This window comes from Methanofastidiosum sp. (assembly GCA_013178285.1).
Taxonomy (GTDB): domain Archaea; phylum Methanobacteriota_B; class Thermococci; order Methanofastidiosales; family Methanofastidiosaceae; genus Methanofastidiosum.
In genome coordinates this window covers 1-17,804 of the sequence record JABLXD010000016.1, presented here as the reverse complement: position 1 = coordinate 17,804, position 17,804 = coordinate 1, and the positions used below count along the sequence as shown (strand labels likewise).

Here is a 17,804-nt window from a genome sequence, read left to right as displayed (position 1 = left end):
ATGGAAAAAAATGTTTATTTGGACAACGCTGCCTCCACAAGACTTGATGAAAGAGTTCTTGAAGCTATGAAAAAATATTATTTTGATGTATATGCAGTCGCAACTTCAGAATTTGGTTATTCTTTAGGGATTGAAGCAAGAGAAGCTCTAGACGAAGCTCGGGGATATATAGCTAATTACATTGGTGCAGATTTTGAAGAAATCGTCTTTACTTCAGGCAGCACTGAATCAAGTAATATGGCACTTAAAGGAGTTGCAATGTCACTCAAAGAAAAAAAAGGGAAACATATAATCGTATCCAAAATTGAAGATTTCCCCGTTCTAAACAGTGCAAAAAGTCTTGAAAGGCAAGGATTTGAAGTAACTTATCTTGATGTTGACCAGTATGGATTAATAAATCTTGACCAACTTGAGAGCTCGATAAGGAAAGATACAATACTTGTTTCAATTCAACATGCAAATCAAGAGATTGGAACTATGCAAGATATCTCTAAAATATCAGAGATATGCAAGAATAAAGGCGTGCTTTTCCACACCGATGCAACCCATACATTCACAAGAGTCCCAATTGATTTAAAAAAAATTCCTATTGATTTGGTCACTTTGTCTGCCCATACTATACATGGGCCAAAAGAGACAGGGGCCCTATTTATTCGTAAGAATACTCAAATATCAAAGTGGATGGATGGAGGGTTCCAAGAGTTCAATAAACGTGCGGGACTTGAAAACATCCCGGGAGCAGTTGGATTTGCTAAGTCCATAGAGTTAGTAACTCCTGAAGAAAATAAAAAAATAGGGGAGATGCGAAATCATCTTATTAAGAGAGTTTTGTCAGAAATACCAGATACAACTCTCAATGGACATAAAGAAAAGAGGATACCTCAAAATGTGAATGTTACATTTCATTATGTTGAAGGTGAATCCATTACACTTCACTTGGACATGAGAGGATTTTCAGTTAGCACTGGGTCTGCATGTTTCAGTAAATCTCTTGAAGCAAGTCATGTTATAATGGGCATTGGCGGTGATCATGAGAGAGCACACGGTTCGGTCCGATTCACATTTGGAAGATATAATACCATGGAAGATGTTAATTCAATCGTTGAAAATATCTCAGAAGTCGTGAATGAGCTTAGAAAAATTAGCCCCTTGGGTAAAATAAATGAGGAGGAGAAATAAATGAAATTTCCATATAATGAAAAGGTATTGGAGCATTTTCGCCATCCACACAACGTGGGCAAAATAGAAAATCCAGATGGAAAGGCGACCGAGGGAAGTCCAGCTTGCGGCGATATGGTTTCAGTTTATATAAAAGTAAATCCAAAATCCAATATTATTGAAGATATTAAGTTTGAGTCTTACGGCTGTGCATCTAATATAGCGACAGGGTCAATTATTACAGACATGGCCAAAGGTAAGACACTTGAAGAAGCAAAGAAAATTACATGGCAACAAGCAACAGAAGCCTTGGGAGGATTACCTCCAATTAAAGCACACTGCTCTGTATTGGCAGTTGAAGGATTGAGGGCAGCTATCCAAAACTATGAAGAAAAACACGGAATTATAGCTGAAAAAGTTCCGACAACAATAGAAATTGTTAATAACAGATTGAAGAAAGTTATGAATCCATTAACGGGGCTTGACGTAGTTAGAACAAATTTAATTAAAAAGATTGAAATTGATAATGGGAAAGTACTTCTTACCATTGATTTACCTCTTAATCATCAATTCGCAGCCTCAATAAAAGAGGAGATTAAAGAAAAAATAGAAACTCTTTGGGATGTCAAAGAAGTAATCGTCGATTTTATAGAATAATTTTTTAGTTATTCTTAAAAATAGAATCCATTTTCATTTCTATAGAGTTATCAACTTTATTGAGTGATTGGATGGAAATAATAACTATCTTACTAATTGCTATCGGGCTTTCAATGGATGCGTTAGCTGTTTCTGTTACAAGTGGATTAATTATAAACTCGCCAAAAATAAAAGACGCTATAAAAATTGCAGGAGCTTTTGGATTATTTCAAGCTTTTATGCCCTTGATAGGGTGGGGTTCTGGGTTAAAAATTTCAGATTTTATTTCATCATTCGATCACTGGATAGCCTTTTTTATTTTGATTTTTCTTGGAATAAAAATTATATATGAGACTATGAAAAAAGAATCCAAAAAAGAACAATTCAATCCTCTTGACAATAAAGTATTGCTGGTTCTTTCTATAGCAACTAGCATTGATGCATTAGCCATAGGCCTAAGTTTTGCATTTCTTAAAGTCAATATTATTTTACCAATTTTAATAATTGGACTCGTGACTTTTATTATCTGTTTCATTGGATTTTTTATAGGCGATAAATTTGGCCATTTTTTTGAAAATAAAGTTAAGATACTGGGAGGATTAATCCTAATCCTCATAGGCTTTAGAATACTTCTTGATCATTTGTTTTACTAGATAAATTTTACCAATAAGTTAATATAACAATTAATCTAAGATTAATTAAAGTAATCTCATCAATTAAAAGGTATTATTATGAGTCAATCTGATGAAAAAATTTCCTTTGGCAATCCAATCATCATCGTAACTGTCTATTTAGTTATGGGCATACTTTGGGTTTTATTCTCTGATGTTTTTTTAGTAACATTAGTAACAGATGTTCCCAGTTTAGTTTTTTTTCAAACTTTCAAAGGCATTTTATTTATTATCTTAACTTCAATTTTGGTATTTTACCTTATTAATCGCGGATTTAACAAAATCAAATCTTCACAAGAAATAATATCTGATGCCGAAAGAAAACATAATATTATATTGGACACGGTTGGGGACATTATACTCTATGTGGATAAGTATGGAAAAATACTTGACATCAATAAAAGAGTTGAAATTAAACTAGGATATAAAAAAGAAGAATTATTGGGAAAAAGTTTTATGGATGTGGGTATTCTTGATGTTAAGTACGTTCCTAATTTGGCTAAAATGTTTAGACAAGGCATAGGCAATCATTCTGGAGATAAAATAGAACTTGAATTGAAACACAAAAATGGAACTCTCATTGCAGTTGAAGCTAACAATAAATTTATTATACAAAATGATGAAGTTGTAGGTTCTGTTACAGCATTTAGAGACATTACAGAAAGAAAGAAAGCCCTAGTCCAAATAGAAAATAATATAGAACATTTTGCACATCTTATTGACCATATTAGAAATCCCTTGGCAATACTCAATACTTTCACCCAAGTCAGAATCACTGATCCTGAAATAAAAGAAAGCCTAACCACGCAGATCGAAAGAATCGATGAAATTATAAAGCAATTAGATGAAGGCTGGATGGACACAGAAGATACTAGGAAGTTTTTGAAAAATTACAAGTAACTATAATAAAATAATTTATTTATTCAAATATCTCTAGCCATTCATTTATCCCTATATTTTTCTTGACAGATGATTTGATAATTTTTATTTTTGGATTTAGAGACAGACAATCCTTTTTCATTTTTTCTGGGCTTGAATCGACAGCTTCAGCAATGTCAATTTTGTTTATTACGCATATATCCGAAAATCTGAATATTGTGGGATGTTTCAGTACAATATCGTCCCCTTCACTTACACTAACTATAACAATTCTTTTATCCTCACCAAGAGTAAAATCTGAAGGGCATATCAAATTCCCAACATTTTCCATTATAAGGAAATCAAGATCTTGTAGGATTCCTCGTTCCTCAAGATATTCTAGTTCATGAGAAATCAAATGAGCATCTAAATGGCATTCCTTTCCGGTATTTAGGGGGATTACTAGGCAATCATGTTTTCTAAATCTGTTAGAATCATATTCGGCAACTACGTCCCCTGCTACAATTCCAACCCTTTTTCCTTTTTTAACTAATTCATCGATTGCAATTTCAATTAGAGAAGTTTTCCCTGAGCCTATGGCCCCCATTACATTATAAGATTTGATCCCATACTTTTTTAGAAGTGCTTTATTTTCGCTAGCTATCATTGAGTTTTCTTTTATTATATCTTTCTCAATCTCTATGTCTGCAGTTTTATGCATAATATTAAAAAATAAAATTTATTTAAATAATTAATCATATAAAAAGTGTCCATGTCAAAATAGAATAATTTTTGCAATATCAAATTTTAAAAATCGTTTACCAAAAGATTTATAATTAACAAATTAATCAATAAAATAGTTTGGACAACGTATGTTCCGGAGGGATTTATATTAGCATGGCAGTTTCTGAAGGTTATAATTATGATAAGATAGGTAACACTGATTATGCAGAAGAGCCATTAAATTTATCAGATAATGCGATAAAAGTGTTAGAAAGGAGGTACCTAAAAAAAGATCAAGAAGGAAATGTTGTAGAAAATCCAAATGATCTTTTTTTGAGAGTTGCTAAAAGCATTGCAATTGCAGATTTAATTTATGATGGCAATGCTGATGTTGAAGGATTAACTAGAGATTTTTATGAGATGATGACAAAGTTTGAATTTCTTCCAAATTCACCAACACTTATGAACGCTGGAAGGGAACTCGGACAGTTATCTGCATGTTTTGTTTTACCCGTTGATGATTCTATTGATAGTATTTTTGATGCAATAAAATATACTGCTTTAATACATAAAAGTGGGGGAGGAACAGGCTTTTCTTTCTCAAGACTCAGACCAAAAAATGACGTAGTCCTAACAACTAAAGGAATATCTAGTGGCCCAGTTTCCTTCATGACTGTATTTGATACAGCCACGGAGACGATAAAACAGGGTGGAACGAGAAGAGGAGCCAATATGGCCATTTTAAGAGTTGATCATCCTGATATCTTAGACTTTATTAAATGCAAAGAAGAAAATACTAAACTTAATAATTTTAATATATCTGTCGCAATTACAGATAAGTTTATAGAAGCATTTGAGAGTGGAAAAGACTACGAACTATTTAATCCAAGAAATGGAAAAATAGAAGGAAAATTAAATGCAAAAGAGGTATTTAATCTTATAGTTAATATGGCGTGGAAAAATGGAGAACCCGGCATAGTTTTCATTGATAGGTTAAATAGAGGGAATCCAACCCCTGCCATAGGTGAGATTGAAAGCACTAATCCTTGTGGGGAACAACCACTTCTCCCATATGAATCATGTAATCTTGGCTCCATTAATCTTTCAAAGTTCTTAAAGAAATCTTCTAAAGGATATGAAATAGACTTTGATCATCTAAGGGAAGTAATAAAGAAATCTGTTCATTTCTTAGACAATGTTATTGATGTCAATAGGTATCCTTTAGCTCAAATCGAAGACATGACAAAAGGTAATAGGAAAATAGGATTAGGGGTTATGGGATTCGCCGATATGCTACTTAAAATGGAGATACCTTACAATTCAGAAGGCGCAGTTGACCTTGCAAAAAATGTAATGAATTTTGTAAAAGAAGAAGCCACAGAAACTTCGAGAGACCTTGCTTCAAAGAGGGGGCCATTCCCAAATTTTGAAAAGAGTGTATTTTATGAGAGAGGAGAAGCTCCAATTAGAAATGCTACAGTTACCACAATTGCACCAACAGGCACTATAAGTCTCATAGCGGGCAGTTCAAGTGGAATTGAGCCAATATTTGCAATATCCTATATCAGGAATGTTATGGATAAAGATGAGCTTTTGGAAATAAATCCTGTGTTTGCCGAGATATCCAAGGAAAGGGGAATTTATAATCAAGACTTAATGAAGAAAATTGCAAAAGAGGGAACTCTAAAAGATATGGATGAAGTTCCTAATGACATTAAGAAAATATTTGTAACTGCCCACGATATTACTCCAGAATGGCACATCAGAATCCAAGCAGCATTTCAAGAATATACTGATAATGCTGTTTCTAAAACTATTAATTTTCCAAAGAGTGCAACTGAGAACGATGTTATGCAAGCGTACCTTTTAGCATATAGAAGTGGGCTCAAAGGAATCACTATATACCGAGATGGGTCTAGAGATGAACAAGTTTTGAACATTGGAAAAGTGAATAAAAAAGAAACTGCTATTCAAAAAGCTCCAAGACCAAGACCAAAAGTTACCAAAGGATTCACAGAAAAAATAAGAACTGGATGTGGCAATCTTTATGTTACAATAAATGAGGACGAATATGGGCTTTGTGAAATCTTTATGCAAATGGGTAAATCCGGAGGCTGTCCAGCAAGTCAAAATGAAGCAATAGCAAGATTAATCTCATTGGCTTTGAGATCAGGAATAAGAATTGAATCTATTCTAGAGCAGTTAAGACATATAAGGTGCCCAATGCCAACATGGGATGAAGGTATGCCAGTTCATTCATGTGCCGATGCAATAGCTATAGTTTTGGATAGATACATTAAGAAAGAACTTAATACAAAACAAGAAAGACTCGATGTTGTAGTAACCTCAAATGGCGGATCTAATCATACAGGAATGCCTGCGCAGTGCCCGGAATGTGGTGAAGTATTAGTTTTTTCTGAAGGATGCGTTAGCTGTAAATGCTGTGGTTATACAAAATGTTAAATTAATTTTTTTAATCATTTTTAAGAAGTGCTATCTCAATATATTCGTTATTTGTTGTAAAAGAGCGAAAAGATCTTTACTACTTCTTAATATCTCCCATAATTATACTATTTTATAGCCCCTTCTATGCATTAGTTAGATTCAAAGGATATCTAGCTGTTATCTTAAGAAGAGATCCAGTATGGAGGCAATCGATTATTTATCTATTAGACTTTTTAGATACTCTGAATATTCTTTTATATCCATTAAATTGATTTTTTCTTCAAGATCTGTAGACTTTATTTTGCATATCCAGGAATCATAAGGTTTTGTATTCAGTAGGTCTGGAGAATTTTCAATTTCTTTGTTAGTTTCTATTATGTTTCCAGAGATTGGGGAAAAAATGTCTAAAACAGTTTTGACAGATTCTATTTGGCATAATAATTCGAATTGCTTCACATTAGTACCAATTGCTGGAAGTTCGATAAATGCTATTTCTCCTATTTCTCTTTGCGAATAATCATCTATACCCACAATACATGTATCCCCATCAATCTTAATCCACTCATGTGTTTTTGAATATAATAAATCATCCTTAAACGAATATGTTCCTATTTCCATTAAAACACCAAATATTTCTTTTTCAGTATATTTAAAACTTTAACTAATTAAATATTTTATAACGGCAAGCCTTATAAATATTGTGAATATTTATTCATAAAGGTGATGTCATGAAAGTAGCTGTGGCAACAGATGATAAGATCAACATATCTCATCACTTTGGAAGAACCTTAGGATTTAGAGTATTTGATATTGACAGTAAAAAAATATTGAATGAAGAATACCGACAAAATATTGGAAAAAGCAACGGACAATGTGGAAGCTGTGACCATTCAAGCATGATTAATAACATTAAAGACTGTGATTTAGTCATTTGTTACGGAATGGGAATGGGGATATATAACGATCTTGTTAGAAACAACATTAGGGCTGTTATTACAGAAGAAGTAACTGTTGATGGAGCAATAAATAAACTTATTGAAGCTGATCTCATAAATAGGCTGGATAAATTACATTAAATTTAATTTTTTTAAATCGAAAGATAATTTAATAAGTTGGCATATTTTATCATTAATAGGAGATTAAATGAAACTTGTAATTATTGGAGGGGGTGCATCAGGTTCAGAAGCAGCTCTTGAAGCAAGAAAATTTGACAGAAGTGCCGAGATTACAATAATTGAAAAACAAAAATTTCCCCAATATTCTTTATGCGGGCTCCCTTATGCAGTATCCAGGGATATTGATAACTTTGATAAGCTTATAATTTTCCCGAAAGAATTCTATGAAAAACAAAATATTAAACTTCTTCTCAAAAAGGAAATCAAAAAAATTGATGCCCAATCTAAAAAAGTTATATTTAGTGATGACTCTGAAATAGAATATGATTCTTTAATTATTGCAACCGGAGCAGTTCCCTGCAATTATAAGATGGGCTATCAATACCCTAAAGGGATTTATTTCATAAGGACTATGGCTGACTCCATAGAACTATCTAATAAAATTGATAATTCAAAAAAAGCAATTATATATGCATATGGGTGGGGCTGTAAAGCAGGTTGTAAAGGCTGTATTTCTGGTAGAATATCCTTAGAAATGGCTTATGCTCTGAAGAAGAGGGGGCTTGATGTAACAATTGTTTCTAAAGAGGCTAGGCCATTAAGACAACAAATCGATAGCGACATGAGCGAATTAATTGTTGAATATTTAAAATCTAAAGAAATAAATCTGATAAGTGACAAAGCTAGTATAGATATAGTTGGTGAAGATAAATTAGAGGGATTAAAAGTAGATGATGAGTTAATTGAATCTGATATTATTATAATGGCTTCTGGGACCCGCACAAATACTTCTCTAGCCAAAGATTGTGGACTTGAAATACAGAAGGGGATTAAAACTAATTCAAAGCTTGAGACATCGATTGATAAGATTTATGCATGTGGTGATTGTGCAAGTGTTAAATACCATTTCACTAAAGAATCTTTTTCTTCTAGCCTGGGGACAAATGCAGTTAGAGGGGGGAAAATAGCAGGCATTAATTCAGTCGGGGGAACCCAAGAACTGGAACCCGTAATTAATATCGCAATAATGGATTTCTTTGATTTAAAAATAGGTGCATTTGGATTAACAGAAGATGATCTATCCAAAATGGGGGTAGAATATGTGAAAGCGAAATACAAAGGTAAATCAAGGGCAGAATACTATCCAGGGCATAAGGATGTTATTATCAAAATTTTGGCTTCTAAAGAAGGAGACATATTAGGATTTCAAGCTATTGGCGAAGAGGGGATATTTGCCCGAACACTTGCAGTAGGATTTGCAGTTCAGAAAGGTATTAAGATTAAAGAATTAGCAAAAATCGAAAACTGTTATAGCCCTCCCATATCCTCTACAATAGATCCAGTTCAAATTTGCGCGGAACTTGTACTAAAAAGAATAAAATAACATTTTATTTAAGTTCCCCATCTTTTAAATAAATTATTTTCAACGCTTATTTGATCCAAGATTCTTCCAACAACAAAGTTAATCATTTCCTCCATATTTTTTGGCTTGTGATAAAATGCGGGCATAGCAGGGAGGATAATTGCACCTTCTTCAGATAAAATTGCCATACTCCTTAGATTAATTGAAGTCAATGGAGTTTCTCGCGGAACAATTACTAATTTCCTTTTTTCTTTTAAGGCAACAGCAGCCGCCCTTGTGATTAGATTGTCTTGTATGCCTACTGCTATTTTTGAGATAGTAGAAATTGAAGCAGGACAAATCACCATGAAATTAAAAGGATGACTTCCAGAAGCAATTGGCGCATCTATTTCAATGTTTTTGTAGACTTTGTACGCGTATTTGTTTAAATTTTCTACTTTATATTCAGTTTCGTCTTCAATTATTTTTTTTGCACCTTCACTAACTACTAAATTTATCTTTCCTTTGAGATTTTCTAATAATCTGATGCCGTAAATAACCCCGCTGGCACCTGTTATTGCAAGAATTCCTTCCATACATTATATGGTAATTGTAACTATTAAAGATTTACCTTTCTAAAATAATTAAAAATATTCCGAAAGTTATATAAGTTACTCTTTAAGATTCCTTCTATAATATAATCCTTTTAATGGTGAATCTATGAGGATTCTTCTAATACATAGCGACTATTTAGAGTATGAAATAACTTCAAAGACAAAAATAGCTGAAGTAATTGAAGATTCTTTGAAACAGGGCAGAATGGAAGATTGTCTTTCTGTTTTTGCGGCTGTTGAAGAAGGGGATGACGACTCCGTAATTGAAAATACAATAAATGAGATAACAGAAGTTTCGAAATCTGTTAAATCGCAAAAAATTTTCCTTTACCCTTACGCTCATTTGAGCAATGAACTTGCCTCCCCTGACGTTGCAGTCAAAATTCTAAAAGATCTTGAAGCAAAACTAAAACCTAACTTTGAAGTAAAAAGAGCTCCTTTTGGATATTATAAAGCCTTTAAGGTTTCATGTAAGGGGCACCCATTGTCTGAACTTTCTAGAAGTATAAAATCACAGGGTAAGGGGGAAGTTGTTTCTGAAGCATTAAAAGCTGAAGAAAGGATCAAATCAAATTGGTTTATACTTGACCCTTCATTAAATCTTATACCTCAAAATCAATTTGATTTTAAGAATTATGAAGGCCTTAAAAAATTGGCGGAATATGAGGTAACCCATTCTAGAAAAGTCGATATGGTTCCTCCACATGTAGAGTACATGAAAAATTTAGAACTTGTCGACTATGAAAAAGGATCGGACCCGGGAAATTTAAGGTGGTACCCAAAAGGCGTTCTCATAAAGAGATTACTTGAAACACAAGTTACGGATAGCATCCTAGAATATGGTGGAATGGAAGTAGAAACACCAATTATGTATAGTATTACTCATCCAATGCTTTCAAAGTACCTAAATCGATTCCCGGCAAGACAATATATTGTTAAATCTGGTAATGATGATTACTTCCTAAGATTTGCAGCATGTTTTGGCCAATATCTTATGAAACACGACATGATCATATCTTACAAAGACCTTCCTCTAAGGCTTTATGAATTAACAAGATATAGTTTTAGGAGGGAGCAAAGAGGGGAGTTAGTTGGATTAAGAAGATTAAGGGCATTTACAATGCCAGATATGCATACCCTTGCCCCTTCAATGGACGATGCAAAGAAAGAATTCATCGAACAATTCAAATTATCAATGAAGTGGATGGATGAACTAGAACTTAAGTATGAAGTTGCCATAAGGTTTGTCAAATCATTTTATGATGAAAACAGGGATTTTGTCGATACTTTAATGTCATTAATCAAGAGACCTGTTTTAGTTGAAATGTGGGACGAAAGGCCATTTTACTTTGTCATGAAATTTGAGTTTAATTTTGTTGATTCATTAAATAAAGCTTCGGCCCTTTCAACTGTCCAAATAGATATAGAAAATACTGAGAGATTTGAAATCAAATATTTTGACGAAGATGGAAAAGAAAAATATCCTCTAATGTTGCATGCTTCAATTTCTGGCGCAATTGAAAGAAATCTATATGCACTTCTTGAAACAGCATATATGGAATCTAAAAAAGGTAAAAAACCAATGCTTCCATTATGGTTATCTCCTACCCAGGCAAGAGTCCTTCCAGTAGGGGAAGAGCAACTTCAATACTCTTTGAAAGTCTTGGAAGAACTTGAGAAAGCAGGCATAAGAGTAGATATAGATGACAGAGATCTAAGACTTGGTAAAAAGATAAGGGAAGCTGAAAAAGATTGGGTTCCGTACATTATTGTTATCGGAGAAGACGAAATTAAGAACTCTAACTTAAATATAAGATCTAGGGAGGATTCTTCTCAAAAGAATCTAACAGTTGAAGACTTTAAGAATACCATATTAGAGATTATCAAAGGAAAACCAACAAGACCATTACCGCTACCAAGAAAGCTTTCTTTAAGGGCCAGTTTTAGGTAGGCGTATAGAATGGAAAAAATAAAATGTGATGTATTAGTCGTTGGCGGCGGACTTGCAGGTTTAAGGGCCGCCATAGAAGCAAAAAAATATGTTAAGGATGTAATAATACTAACAAAAGGATATGTTGGAAAAGGCGGCTGTAGTTCAATCTCTGAAGGAATTTTAAATGCGCCTATTTCAGAAAATGATTCTTCTGAACTGTACTATGAAGACATAGTGAAGGGCTCGGCTAATGTGTCCGATCCCAAATTAGCAAGAATACTATCTGAAAATGCAAAAAATTCCATTCTTTCTCTTCAAGATTATGGAATTGAATTTAAAAGAGAAAATGGAAATCTTATTCTTAATCTATCGGGTGGCAATTCAGTTGCAAGAACTGTAAGAGTAGAACCACCCGGCCCAGGATGTGGAAGAATAATTCCCTTGAAACTAATGGAATACGCAAAAAATGATGGCATAAAATTCCTTGAAAAGACACATATGGTAAAACTCTTTGAAAAGAACGGCAGGGTTTTATCTAGTGTAGTATACGATGGAAACAATTTCTTAGAAATCTCATTTAAGTCTATTATTCTCTCTACAGGAGGTGCAGGAAATACCTACAGGAACTCCACAAATACATCTGATGTCGAAGGAGATGGATACTTTCTAAGTTTTGATGTTGGAGCATCTTTGATTGACATGGAATATGTACAATTTTTCCCTACAGTTGCCCTAAAATCTTATTTAGTACTACCCTTTATTTTTACCGATGGGGCTACACTCCTAAATAGTAAGGGTGAAAGATTTATTGGTAAATATGATTCAAATCTTTTAGAAAAAACAACTAGAGATGTAATGTCAAGAGCCATATTTACCGAAGCGCTTGAAGGCAGAGGTGTTGATGGGGGAGTTTATATCTCTTATAAAGAAGTTCCAGATAATATTCTTAAAACAAAATATTCAAAAGAATTAGACTTTTTCTTATCAAAAGGTATAGATCTAACCAAGGAAAATCTTTTAGTTAAGCCTTCATGCCACTTCTTCATGGGAGGCATAAAGATAAATCATAACTGTGAAACAAATGTCAAGGGATTATTTGCTTGTGGAGAAACTGCAGGTGGCGTACATGGTGCCAACAGACTTGCAGGTAACGCTCTAGCCGAAACATTGGTATTTGGAGAGATTGCAGGAAAGAGTGCTGCAGATTTTGCATTATCCAATAGCTTTGATCATGTCGAAATAAAATGTTTTACCGATTCCTTACCTCAACTAGGTGAAAATTCTTCCGAAAAAGACTTGATTAAAGAGATAAGAGAAATTATGTGGGTATATCTTGGAATTATTAGAGATGAAAAAGGAATAAAGGCCGCAATCAAACAGTTTTCTGAAATAAAAAATAAATTCGAAAAAATAAATTCTACACAAAATTACTTAGAATACTTTAAATTAAGAAATATTATTTTTGTAGCTCAGGCCGTAGCACTATCCGCTCTTGAAAGAAAGGAGTCAAGAGGGGCACATTATAGAAGTGATTATCCAAAAGAAGATAAGAATTGGAAAAAGGCAATCATAATAAAAAAAGGATTAGAAATAGAATACGAGGGGAGATAATTGTTATTAGCAATAATAGGAAGCCAGTGGGGAGACGAAGGAAAAGGGAAAGTTACTGATATTTTTGCTGAAAATTCGGATATCGTTGTTAGATTTCAAGGTGGAAATAATGCAGGGCATACAATAGTAGTTGGAGATAAGACTTACAAGTTTCACCTAATGCCCTCTGGAGCAGTACACAGGAAATCTCTAGTTCTGGGAAATGGAGTTGTAGTTGATCCTAAAGTATTGATTGAAGAGATTGAAAAATTAAAAAAAGATGGATTCAATCCAGATATCTCTATAAGTGATAGGGCGAATATAATAATGCCTTACCACAGGATTCTTGACGGAATTGAAGAGACGATGAAGGGCGCTCATGCAGCAGGAACAACAAGAAAAGGAATAGGCCCATGTTACTCTGATAAAATCTCTCGTTTTGGCATTAGATTTTCTGATTTATTAGATCTCGAAGTTTTTAGAGAAAAACTAAATTTAATCGTTCCAATAAAGCAAAAAATATTTGATGCATTTGGTGAAGATTTAAACTTAGATATTGAAGCTATATATGATGAATACGTTTCCTATAGGGGCTATTTGAAAAATTACGTAAAAGATACTTCAGTTTTTTTAAATAAAGCCTATGATGAGGGAAAGAATGTATTAATGGAAGGGGCCCAAGGAACCCATTTAGACATAGATCATGGAATTTATCCATTTACCACATCTTCCAACACAAATTCAGGAGGTATATGCACTGGAAGTGGGGTATCCCCTAATAAGATTGATAGAATTGTGGGTATAACTAAAGCATATACTTCAAGAGTTGGCGAAGGACCTTTCCCAACTGAGTTATTGGATAAAGAAGGAGATTTATTAAGGGAAAAAGGAAGGGAATTTGGAACTACAACTGGGAGGCCAAGAAGATGTGGATGGCTAGATTTAGTATTAGTTAAATATTCTTGCCTTCTAAATAACTTTTCCGGATTAGCAATAACAAAGATTGATGTCTTAACAGGGATGAAGAAGCTAAAAATCTGTTATGCTTATGATTATAAAGGAAAAACATTGTATGATTTCCCTTCAAATATGAGAATATTATCTCAATGTAAGCCTCTTTACGCCGAATTTGACGGATGGGAAGATTTTGATTGGAGTAAAATTAAAGATGCAAAATCTTTACCTAAAGAAATAAAGACATATACCCAATACATAGAAGAACAAACTAAAACACCAATCTGCATGATTTCATATGGTCCAAAAAGAAATGAAACTTTATTAATAAAAGATCTTTTTAGAGGAGTATAATTGTTTGGGCTTTTTAATAAATTCAAATATAAAATGGCCATTGTTGTTAGAGACGATCTAAAACTATCTAAAGGAAAACTTTCTGCTCAAGTAGCTCATGCTGCAGTAAGTTGTGCTATTAAATCTGAAAAAAACAAAAGTAAATATTTTTCTGAATGGTTTTCAGAAGGACAGAAAAAAGTTGTCTTGAAGATTGAGGATTTAGATTCCCTTCTTAAAGTTTTTAATGAGGCTAAAAGTGTCGGATTGACAACAGAACTTATTAAAGATGCAGGATTAACAGAGATCCCCCCTGGAACTATCACCGTACTTGGTATAGGGCCGGCACCTGAAGATGAAATAGATAAGATAGTGGGCAATTTAAAACTTCTTTAATCAAAATAATACAAAAGCTTATATAAATAATCTTTAAAAAATTATCTTAAGCAGTATTGGAGGTAATAAAAATGAAGAAAATATTTATTGTCATATTAACATTGATATTGGCGATTTCTGTGTTTGTATCTCCTATGTTGGCAGCAGAAAATACGCCCCCTGAACTTGAAAATGGAGTTTTATTGTACACTTTCAAGAATAATACTTTTTCGTATAAATTTCAAGTAGAGTACAAAGATGCAGATGGAAATATGCCCAGATATATGTTTGTATTCATAAATGGCTCAAGAAGAGAAATGATAAAAGCTGATGAAACAGATAATAACGCAAAGGACGGAATATTGTATATCTTACCCATGTACGAAGATGAACTTTTTGAATTAGCTCCAAAAGCTAAGGAATGGCAGATAGAGTACTGGTTTAGAACAAATGATGGGAAAGGTCCTGTAATCACTAAAGCTTCAAAACTATTTGTATTGGATACTGAATCAATGGGACTTACTACAAGTAACTCTGCCGGCGGGGGGTCCTCTGGTGGCTCTGGAAGCGGCTGTGGCTGTGGCAAATAAAAGGAACCAATACTTTTATATATCTTTTTTTTAAACCTATGACAAGGTGAAATTATGGAATTCTATGTATTCATAGCGATTGTAATAGGATTGTTAGTATTATTTTCTATAATTGAAGGTTTAAGTAGAAAAAGAGATACTTTGAACAAACCTCCATTAAAAGGCAATGAAAGAAATACTCAATATGTGCCTCAATCAATTCCAAAAAAATAAATAATATAAAAAATTATTTTTTTACTCTTTTCTTAGTATATTTTACTATTAAGTAGATTATACCAATTAGTATTATAATTGGTATAAAGAATCCACCCAATATAATAATGCCCGCAACAGAAGTTATAAATGCGTCTATAGCTCTGTCAAAGGCGTTCTTTATGCCCCACTCATGAATTACTTCTTGTGGTTCATATAGATTTATGTAAAATGTGCCAAATGAGGTCGTATTATCAAGGTATTTGATTCTCCCCTCATAACTTTCTATTTCGCCTCGGATCCTTCCTAGTTGAACTTCAATTGCCAAGACATCCTCTACATCTTCTGCCATACTAAGTAGTTCTGTATATCGTTTTTCCTGATTTCTTAAGTTTTTCAATCTAGCTTGTAAGTCCATATATTGCTCAGTAACATCGTATGAGGAAGTTTCTTTTGATTTTATCTTTCCAACCTGAATAAGAGAATCTCCAAACTCCTCAAATCTATTCTCAGGTATTCTAACTGTAATATTGCCACTTTTAGTTCCTGAATCTGAAGTCCACATATTTGAGTTAGTTACATAACCTCCAAAATTAGAGGATAATTCTTTTATTTTAGATATTGAAGAATCAAAACTTTCAACCTCAATGTTGGCATTACCATTTTTAACAACTTTTCGATCATTAGAGTTCAATTCACTTGATTCAGTATAAATTTGAGTGCCAGTCTTTGAGTACGCATCAGCTTGAGGCGTTCCTCCATATCCAGGGGATGAAGAAACTCCCTCTTCATACACTACTCTTTTTGAGTATATGTTTGACCCAAAAAATAAAGTTCCCACAAAAAATCCTGCCATTAGGATTGCAATTATACCTATTACACCGAATAGAATATATGATTTTTTCAATTCTATCACCAATAGAACATAATAATGGTTTATATTTATACATTTCGATATGGTTCAATTCATATTGAATCTTTATTGTTCAGTTTCAAAGTCTTAAAGAAATATTCTGTTATGGTGTCTCCTACTATACGCACCATTATCTCTTTATCTTCGGTATAAGAAAAAGCCCCCAATGATATCTTGGCAGCAGCAAAATTCATATGTCCACCAGCAGAACCTAATTTAGAAAAAGCTTTAGTAATTACCTTACTAATATCAATAACTTGATCTCTTGATCTGGCAGAAACATATGCGTGATCTTCAATTATCCCAATAACTAAGGATATGGTAATCCCTTCAAGTTTTAATAGCAAGTCTGCAGATTGTGATAAGGATTCACGGTTTTCTACGTATCCGACATTAGAAATAACGTATTTATCATATATTTTTTTATTATTTATTGCCTTAGACAATACATCAAGGGTGGATGAAGACATATTTGGATTTTCAATGATGTTTAAAATTTCTTTATTAACTTTAGGTTTTAAAAAATAAATTGCGTCTGTATCTTCTTTTTCGAAATTTCTTTTGAAATTATTGGTATCGACAAGGATTCCATACATTAGTCCTGTTGCCAGAAATTCATTCACTTCAACCCCAAAATCTCTCAAATATGAAGTCATAATTGTAGCGGTGGCACCAACTTTTGGTCTTATGTCTACAAATTCTGCATCTATCTTTTCCTCTTCAGTATAATGATGGTCAATAATAATGTCGGGCTTTATTTCTGAGGGAAATATTGTTGTATTAGAAAGATTTGGCATGTCAATAAGTGCAACTTTTTCATACTCTCTTAATAGATATTTTTTGTGTTCTGCTATCTTTTTAAAATCCCATTTTAAAAGTTCAACCATCATTTTATTTCCTTCATGGCCAATTTCTCCGCCATAATAAATATCCGCGTTTACCTTAAAGCTTTCTGCAATTGTTTTGAGAGCATAAGCACTTGACATAGCATCTGGATCAGGATTGTCATGCATTACTATTGCTAGAGATTTAGATTTTTCAAGAATTTTTTTTAACTGATCTTTATTTCTCCAATATGTTGCAACTTCAAGTTGATTTACTATTATTTGGGCCATTGACCTATCAGGGGTAACAACAAAATCAGCCCCCATTTTTTTAAGTCCTGAAATATGTTCTGAACTCGGAGCGTTAATTATTATTAAAGCTTCTTTATTTAATTCTCTTGATATTTTCAAAGCTTCAATATTCACTTTATGATCGGAAGTTGTAATTATAATCTCTTTAAATTTTGAAATATTAACGCCTATAAGATTAAAGGATTTTGTAAAATCAAAAAGATAAGTCTTGCAGCCAATCCTTTCT

At 33.1% G+C, this 17,804-nt stretch carries 16 protein-coding genes and 1 pseudogene; 12 read left to right on the top strand and 5 right to left on the bottom strand.

Annotated elements, in window-relative coordinates; genetic code table 11:
- The 3 genes and pseudogenes from HPY60_06390 to HPY60_06380 all read left to right on the top strand — a co-directional run bounded on the left by HPY60_06390 (position 1) and on the right by HPY60_06380 (position 3,365).
- A pseudogene (locus HPY60_06390) lies at positions 1–1,815 on the top strand (aminotransferase class V-fold PLP-dependent enzyme).
- Between the two features lie 71 nt (positions 1,816–1,886).
- Positions 1,887–2,447 (top strand): manganese efflux pump MntP family protein, encoded by a 561-nt coding sequence (locus HPY60_06385; GenBank protein NPV50810.1) that lies wholly within the window; start codon positions 1,887–1,889, stop codon positions 2,445–2,447.
- A 78-nt stretch (positions 2,448–2,525) separates the two neighbouring features.
- Positions 2,526–3,365: a PAS domain S-box protein gene (locus HPY60_06380; protein ID NPV50809.1), complete on the top strand. Its 840-nt coding sequence runs from the start codon at positions 2,526–2,528 to the stop codon at positions 3,363–3,365.
- Positions 3,366–3,384: 19 nt separating this feature from the next.
- Here the strand turns inward: HPY60_06380 and hypB are convergent, their stop codons facing one another.
- Complete coding sequence (hypB, locus tag HPY60_06375) at positions 3,385–4,044, bottom strand: hydrogenase nickel incorporation protein HypB (GenBank protein ID NPV50808.1); 660 nt, start codon at positions 4,042–4,044, stop codon at positions 3,385–3,387.
- A 176-nt stretch (positions 4,045–4,220) separates the two neighbouring features.
- On the opposite strand from hypB, the gene HPY60_06370 reads away from it, so the two are divergent.
- Positions 4,221–6,509: a vitamin B12-dependent ribonucleotide reductase gene (locus HPY60_06370; GenBank protein ID NPV50807.1), complete on the top strand. Its 2,289-nt coding sequence runs from the start codon at positions 4,221–4,223 to the stop codon at positions 6,507–6,509.
- 195 nt (positions 6,510–6,704) lie between these two features.
- Here the strand turns inward: HPY60_06370 and gcvH are convergent, their stop codons facing one another.
- Positions 6,705–7,109: a glycine cleavage system protein GcvH gene (gene gcvH, locus HPY60_06365; protein NPV50806.1), complete on the bottom strand. Its 405-nt coding sequence runs from the start codon at positions 7,107–7,109 to the stop codon at positions 6,705–6,707.
- A gap of 110 nt (positions 7,110–7,219) precedes the next feature.
- Between gcvH and HPY60_06360 the strand changes: the two genes are divergently transcribed.
- Together HPY60_06360 and HPY60_06355 are read left to right on the top strand one after the other, a co-directional pair.
- Positions 7,220–7,567, top strand: a complete 348-nt coding sequence (locus tag HPY60_06360; GenBank protein ID NPV50805.1) for a hypothetical protein — start codon at positions 7,220–7,222, stop codon at positions 7,565–7,567.
- A 67-nt stretch (positions 7,568–7,634) separates the two neighbouring features.
- Complete coding sequence (locus HPY60_06355; protein ID NPV50804.1) at positions 7,635–8,990, top strand: FAD-dependent oxidoreductase; 1,356 nt, start codon at positions 7,635–7,637, stop codon at positions 8,988–8,990.
- A gap of 8 nt (positions 8,991–8,998) precedes the next feature.
- Here the strand turns inward: HPY60_06355 and HPY60_06350 are convergent, their stop codons facing one another.
- On the bottom strand, positions 8,999–9,544 hold the full coding sequence (locus HPY60_06350; protein ID NPV50803.1) for a UbiX family flavin prenyltransferase: 546 nt from the start codon (positions 9,542–9,544) through the stop codon (positions 8,999–9,001).
- A gap of 124 nt (positions 9,545–9,668) precedes the next feature.
- Here HPY60_06350 and HPY60_06345 point away from each other — a divergent pair, with 124 nt between their 5' ends.
- The 6 genes from HPY60_06345 to HPY60_06320 all read left to right on the top strand — a co-directional run bounded on the left by HPY60_06345 (position 9,669) and on the right by HPY60_06320 (position 15,550).
- On the top strand, positions 9,669–11,513 hold the full coding sequence (locus HPY60_06345; GenBank protein ID NPV50802.1) for a threonine--tRNA ligase: 1,845 nt from the start codon (positions 9,669–9,671) through the stop codon (positions 11,511–11,513).
- A 9-nt stretch (positions 11,514–11,522) separates the two neighbouring features.
- A complete protein-coding gene (locus tag HPY60_06340; protein ID NPV50801.1) occupies positions 11,523–13,106 on the top strand; it encodes an FAD-binding protein in 1,584 nt (527 codons plus the stop codon).
- Positions 13,107–14,393 (top strand): adenylosuccinate synthase, encoded by a 1,287-nt coding sequence (locus HPY60_06335; protein ID NPV50800.1) that lies wholly within the window; start codon positions 13,107–13,109, stop codon positions 14,391–14,393.
- Positions 14,394–14,426: 33 nt separating this feature from the next.
- Positions 14,427–14,768: a peptidyl-tRNA hydrolase gene (locus HPY60_06330; GenBank protein ID NPV50799.1), complete on the top strand. Its 342-nt coding sequence runs from the start codon at positions 14,427–14,429 to the stop codon at positions 14,766–14,768.
- Positions 14,769–14,839: 71 nt separating this feature from the next.
- A complete protein-coding gene (locus tag HPY60_06325; protein ID NPV50798.1) occupies positions 14,840–15,337 on the top strand; it encodes a hypothetical protein in 498 nt (165 codons plus the stop codon).
- A gap of 54 nt (positions 15,338–15,391) precedes the next feature.
- Positions 15,392–15,550: a hypothetical protein gene (locus HPY60_06320; protein ID NPV50797.1), complete on the top strand. Its 159-nt coding sequence runs from the start codon at positions 15,392–15,394 to the stop codon at positions 15,548–15,550.
- A gap of 13 nt (positions 15,551–15,563) precedes the next feature.
- On the opposite strand, the gene HPY60_06315 is transcribed toward HPY60_06320, so the two are convergent.
- Together HPY60_06315 and HPY60_06310 are read right to left on the bottom strand one after the other, a co-directional pair.
- Positions 15,564–16,436 carry a DUF4349 domain-containing protein gene (locus HPY60_06315; protein NPV50796.1) on the bottom strand — a complete coding sequence of 291 codons (873 nt, stop codon included), beginning with the start codon at positions 16,434–16,436 and terminating at the stop codon, positions 15,564–15,566.
- A gap of 59 nt (positions 16,437–16,495) precedes the next feature.
- Positions 16,496–17,804: hypothetical protein (locus tag HPY60_06310; GenBank protein ID NPV50795.1), on the bottom strand; the 1,309-nt coding region annotated here is incomplete at its 5' end.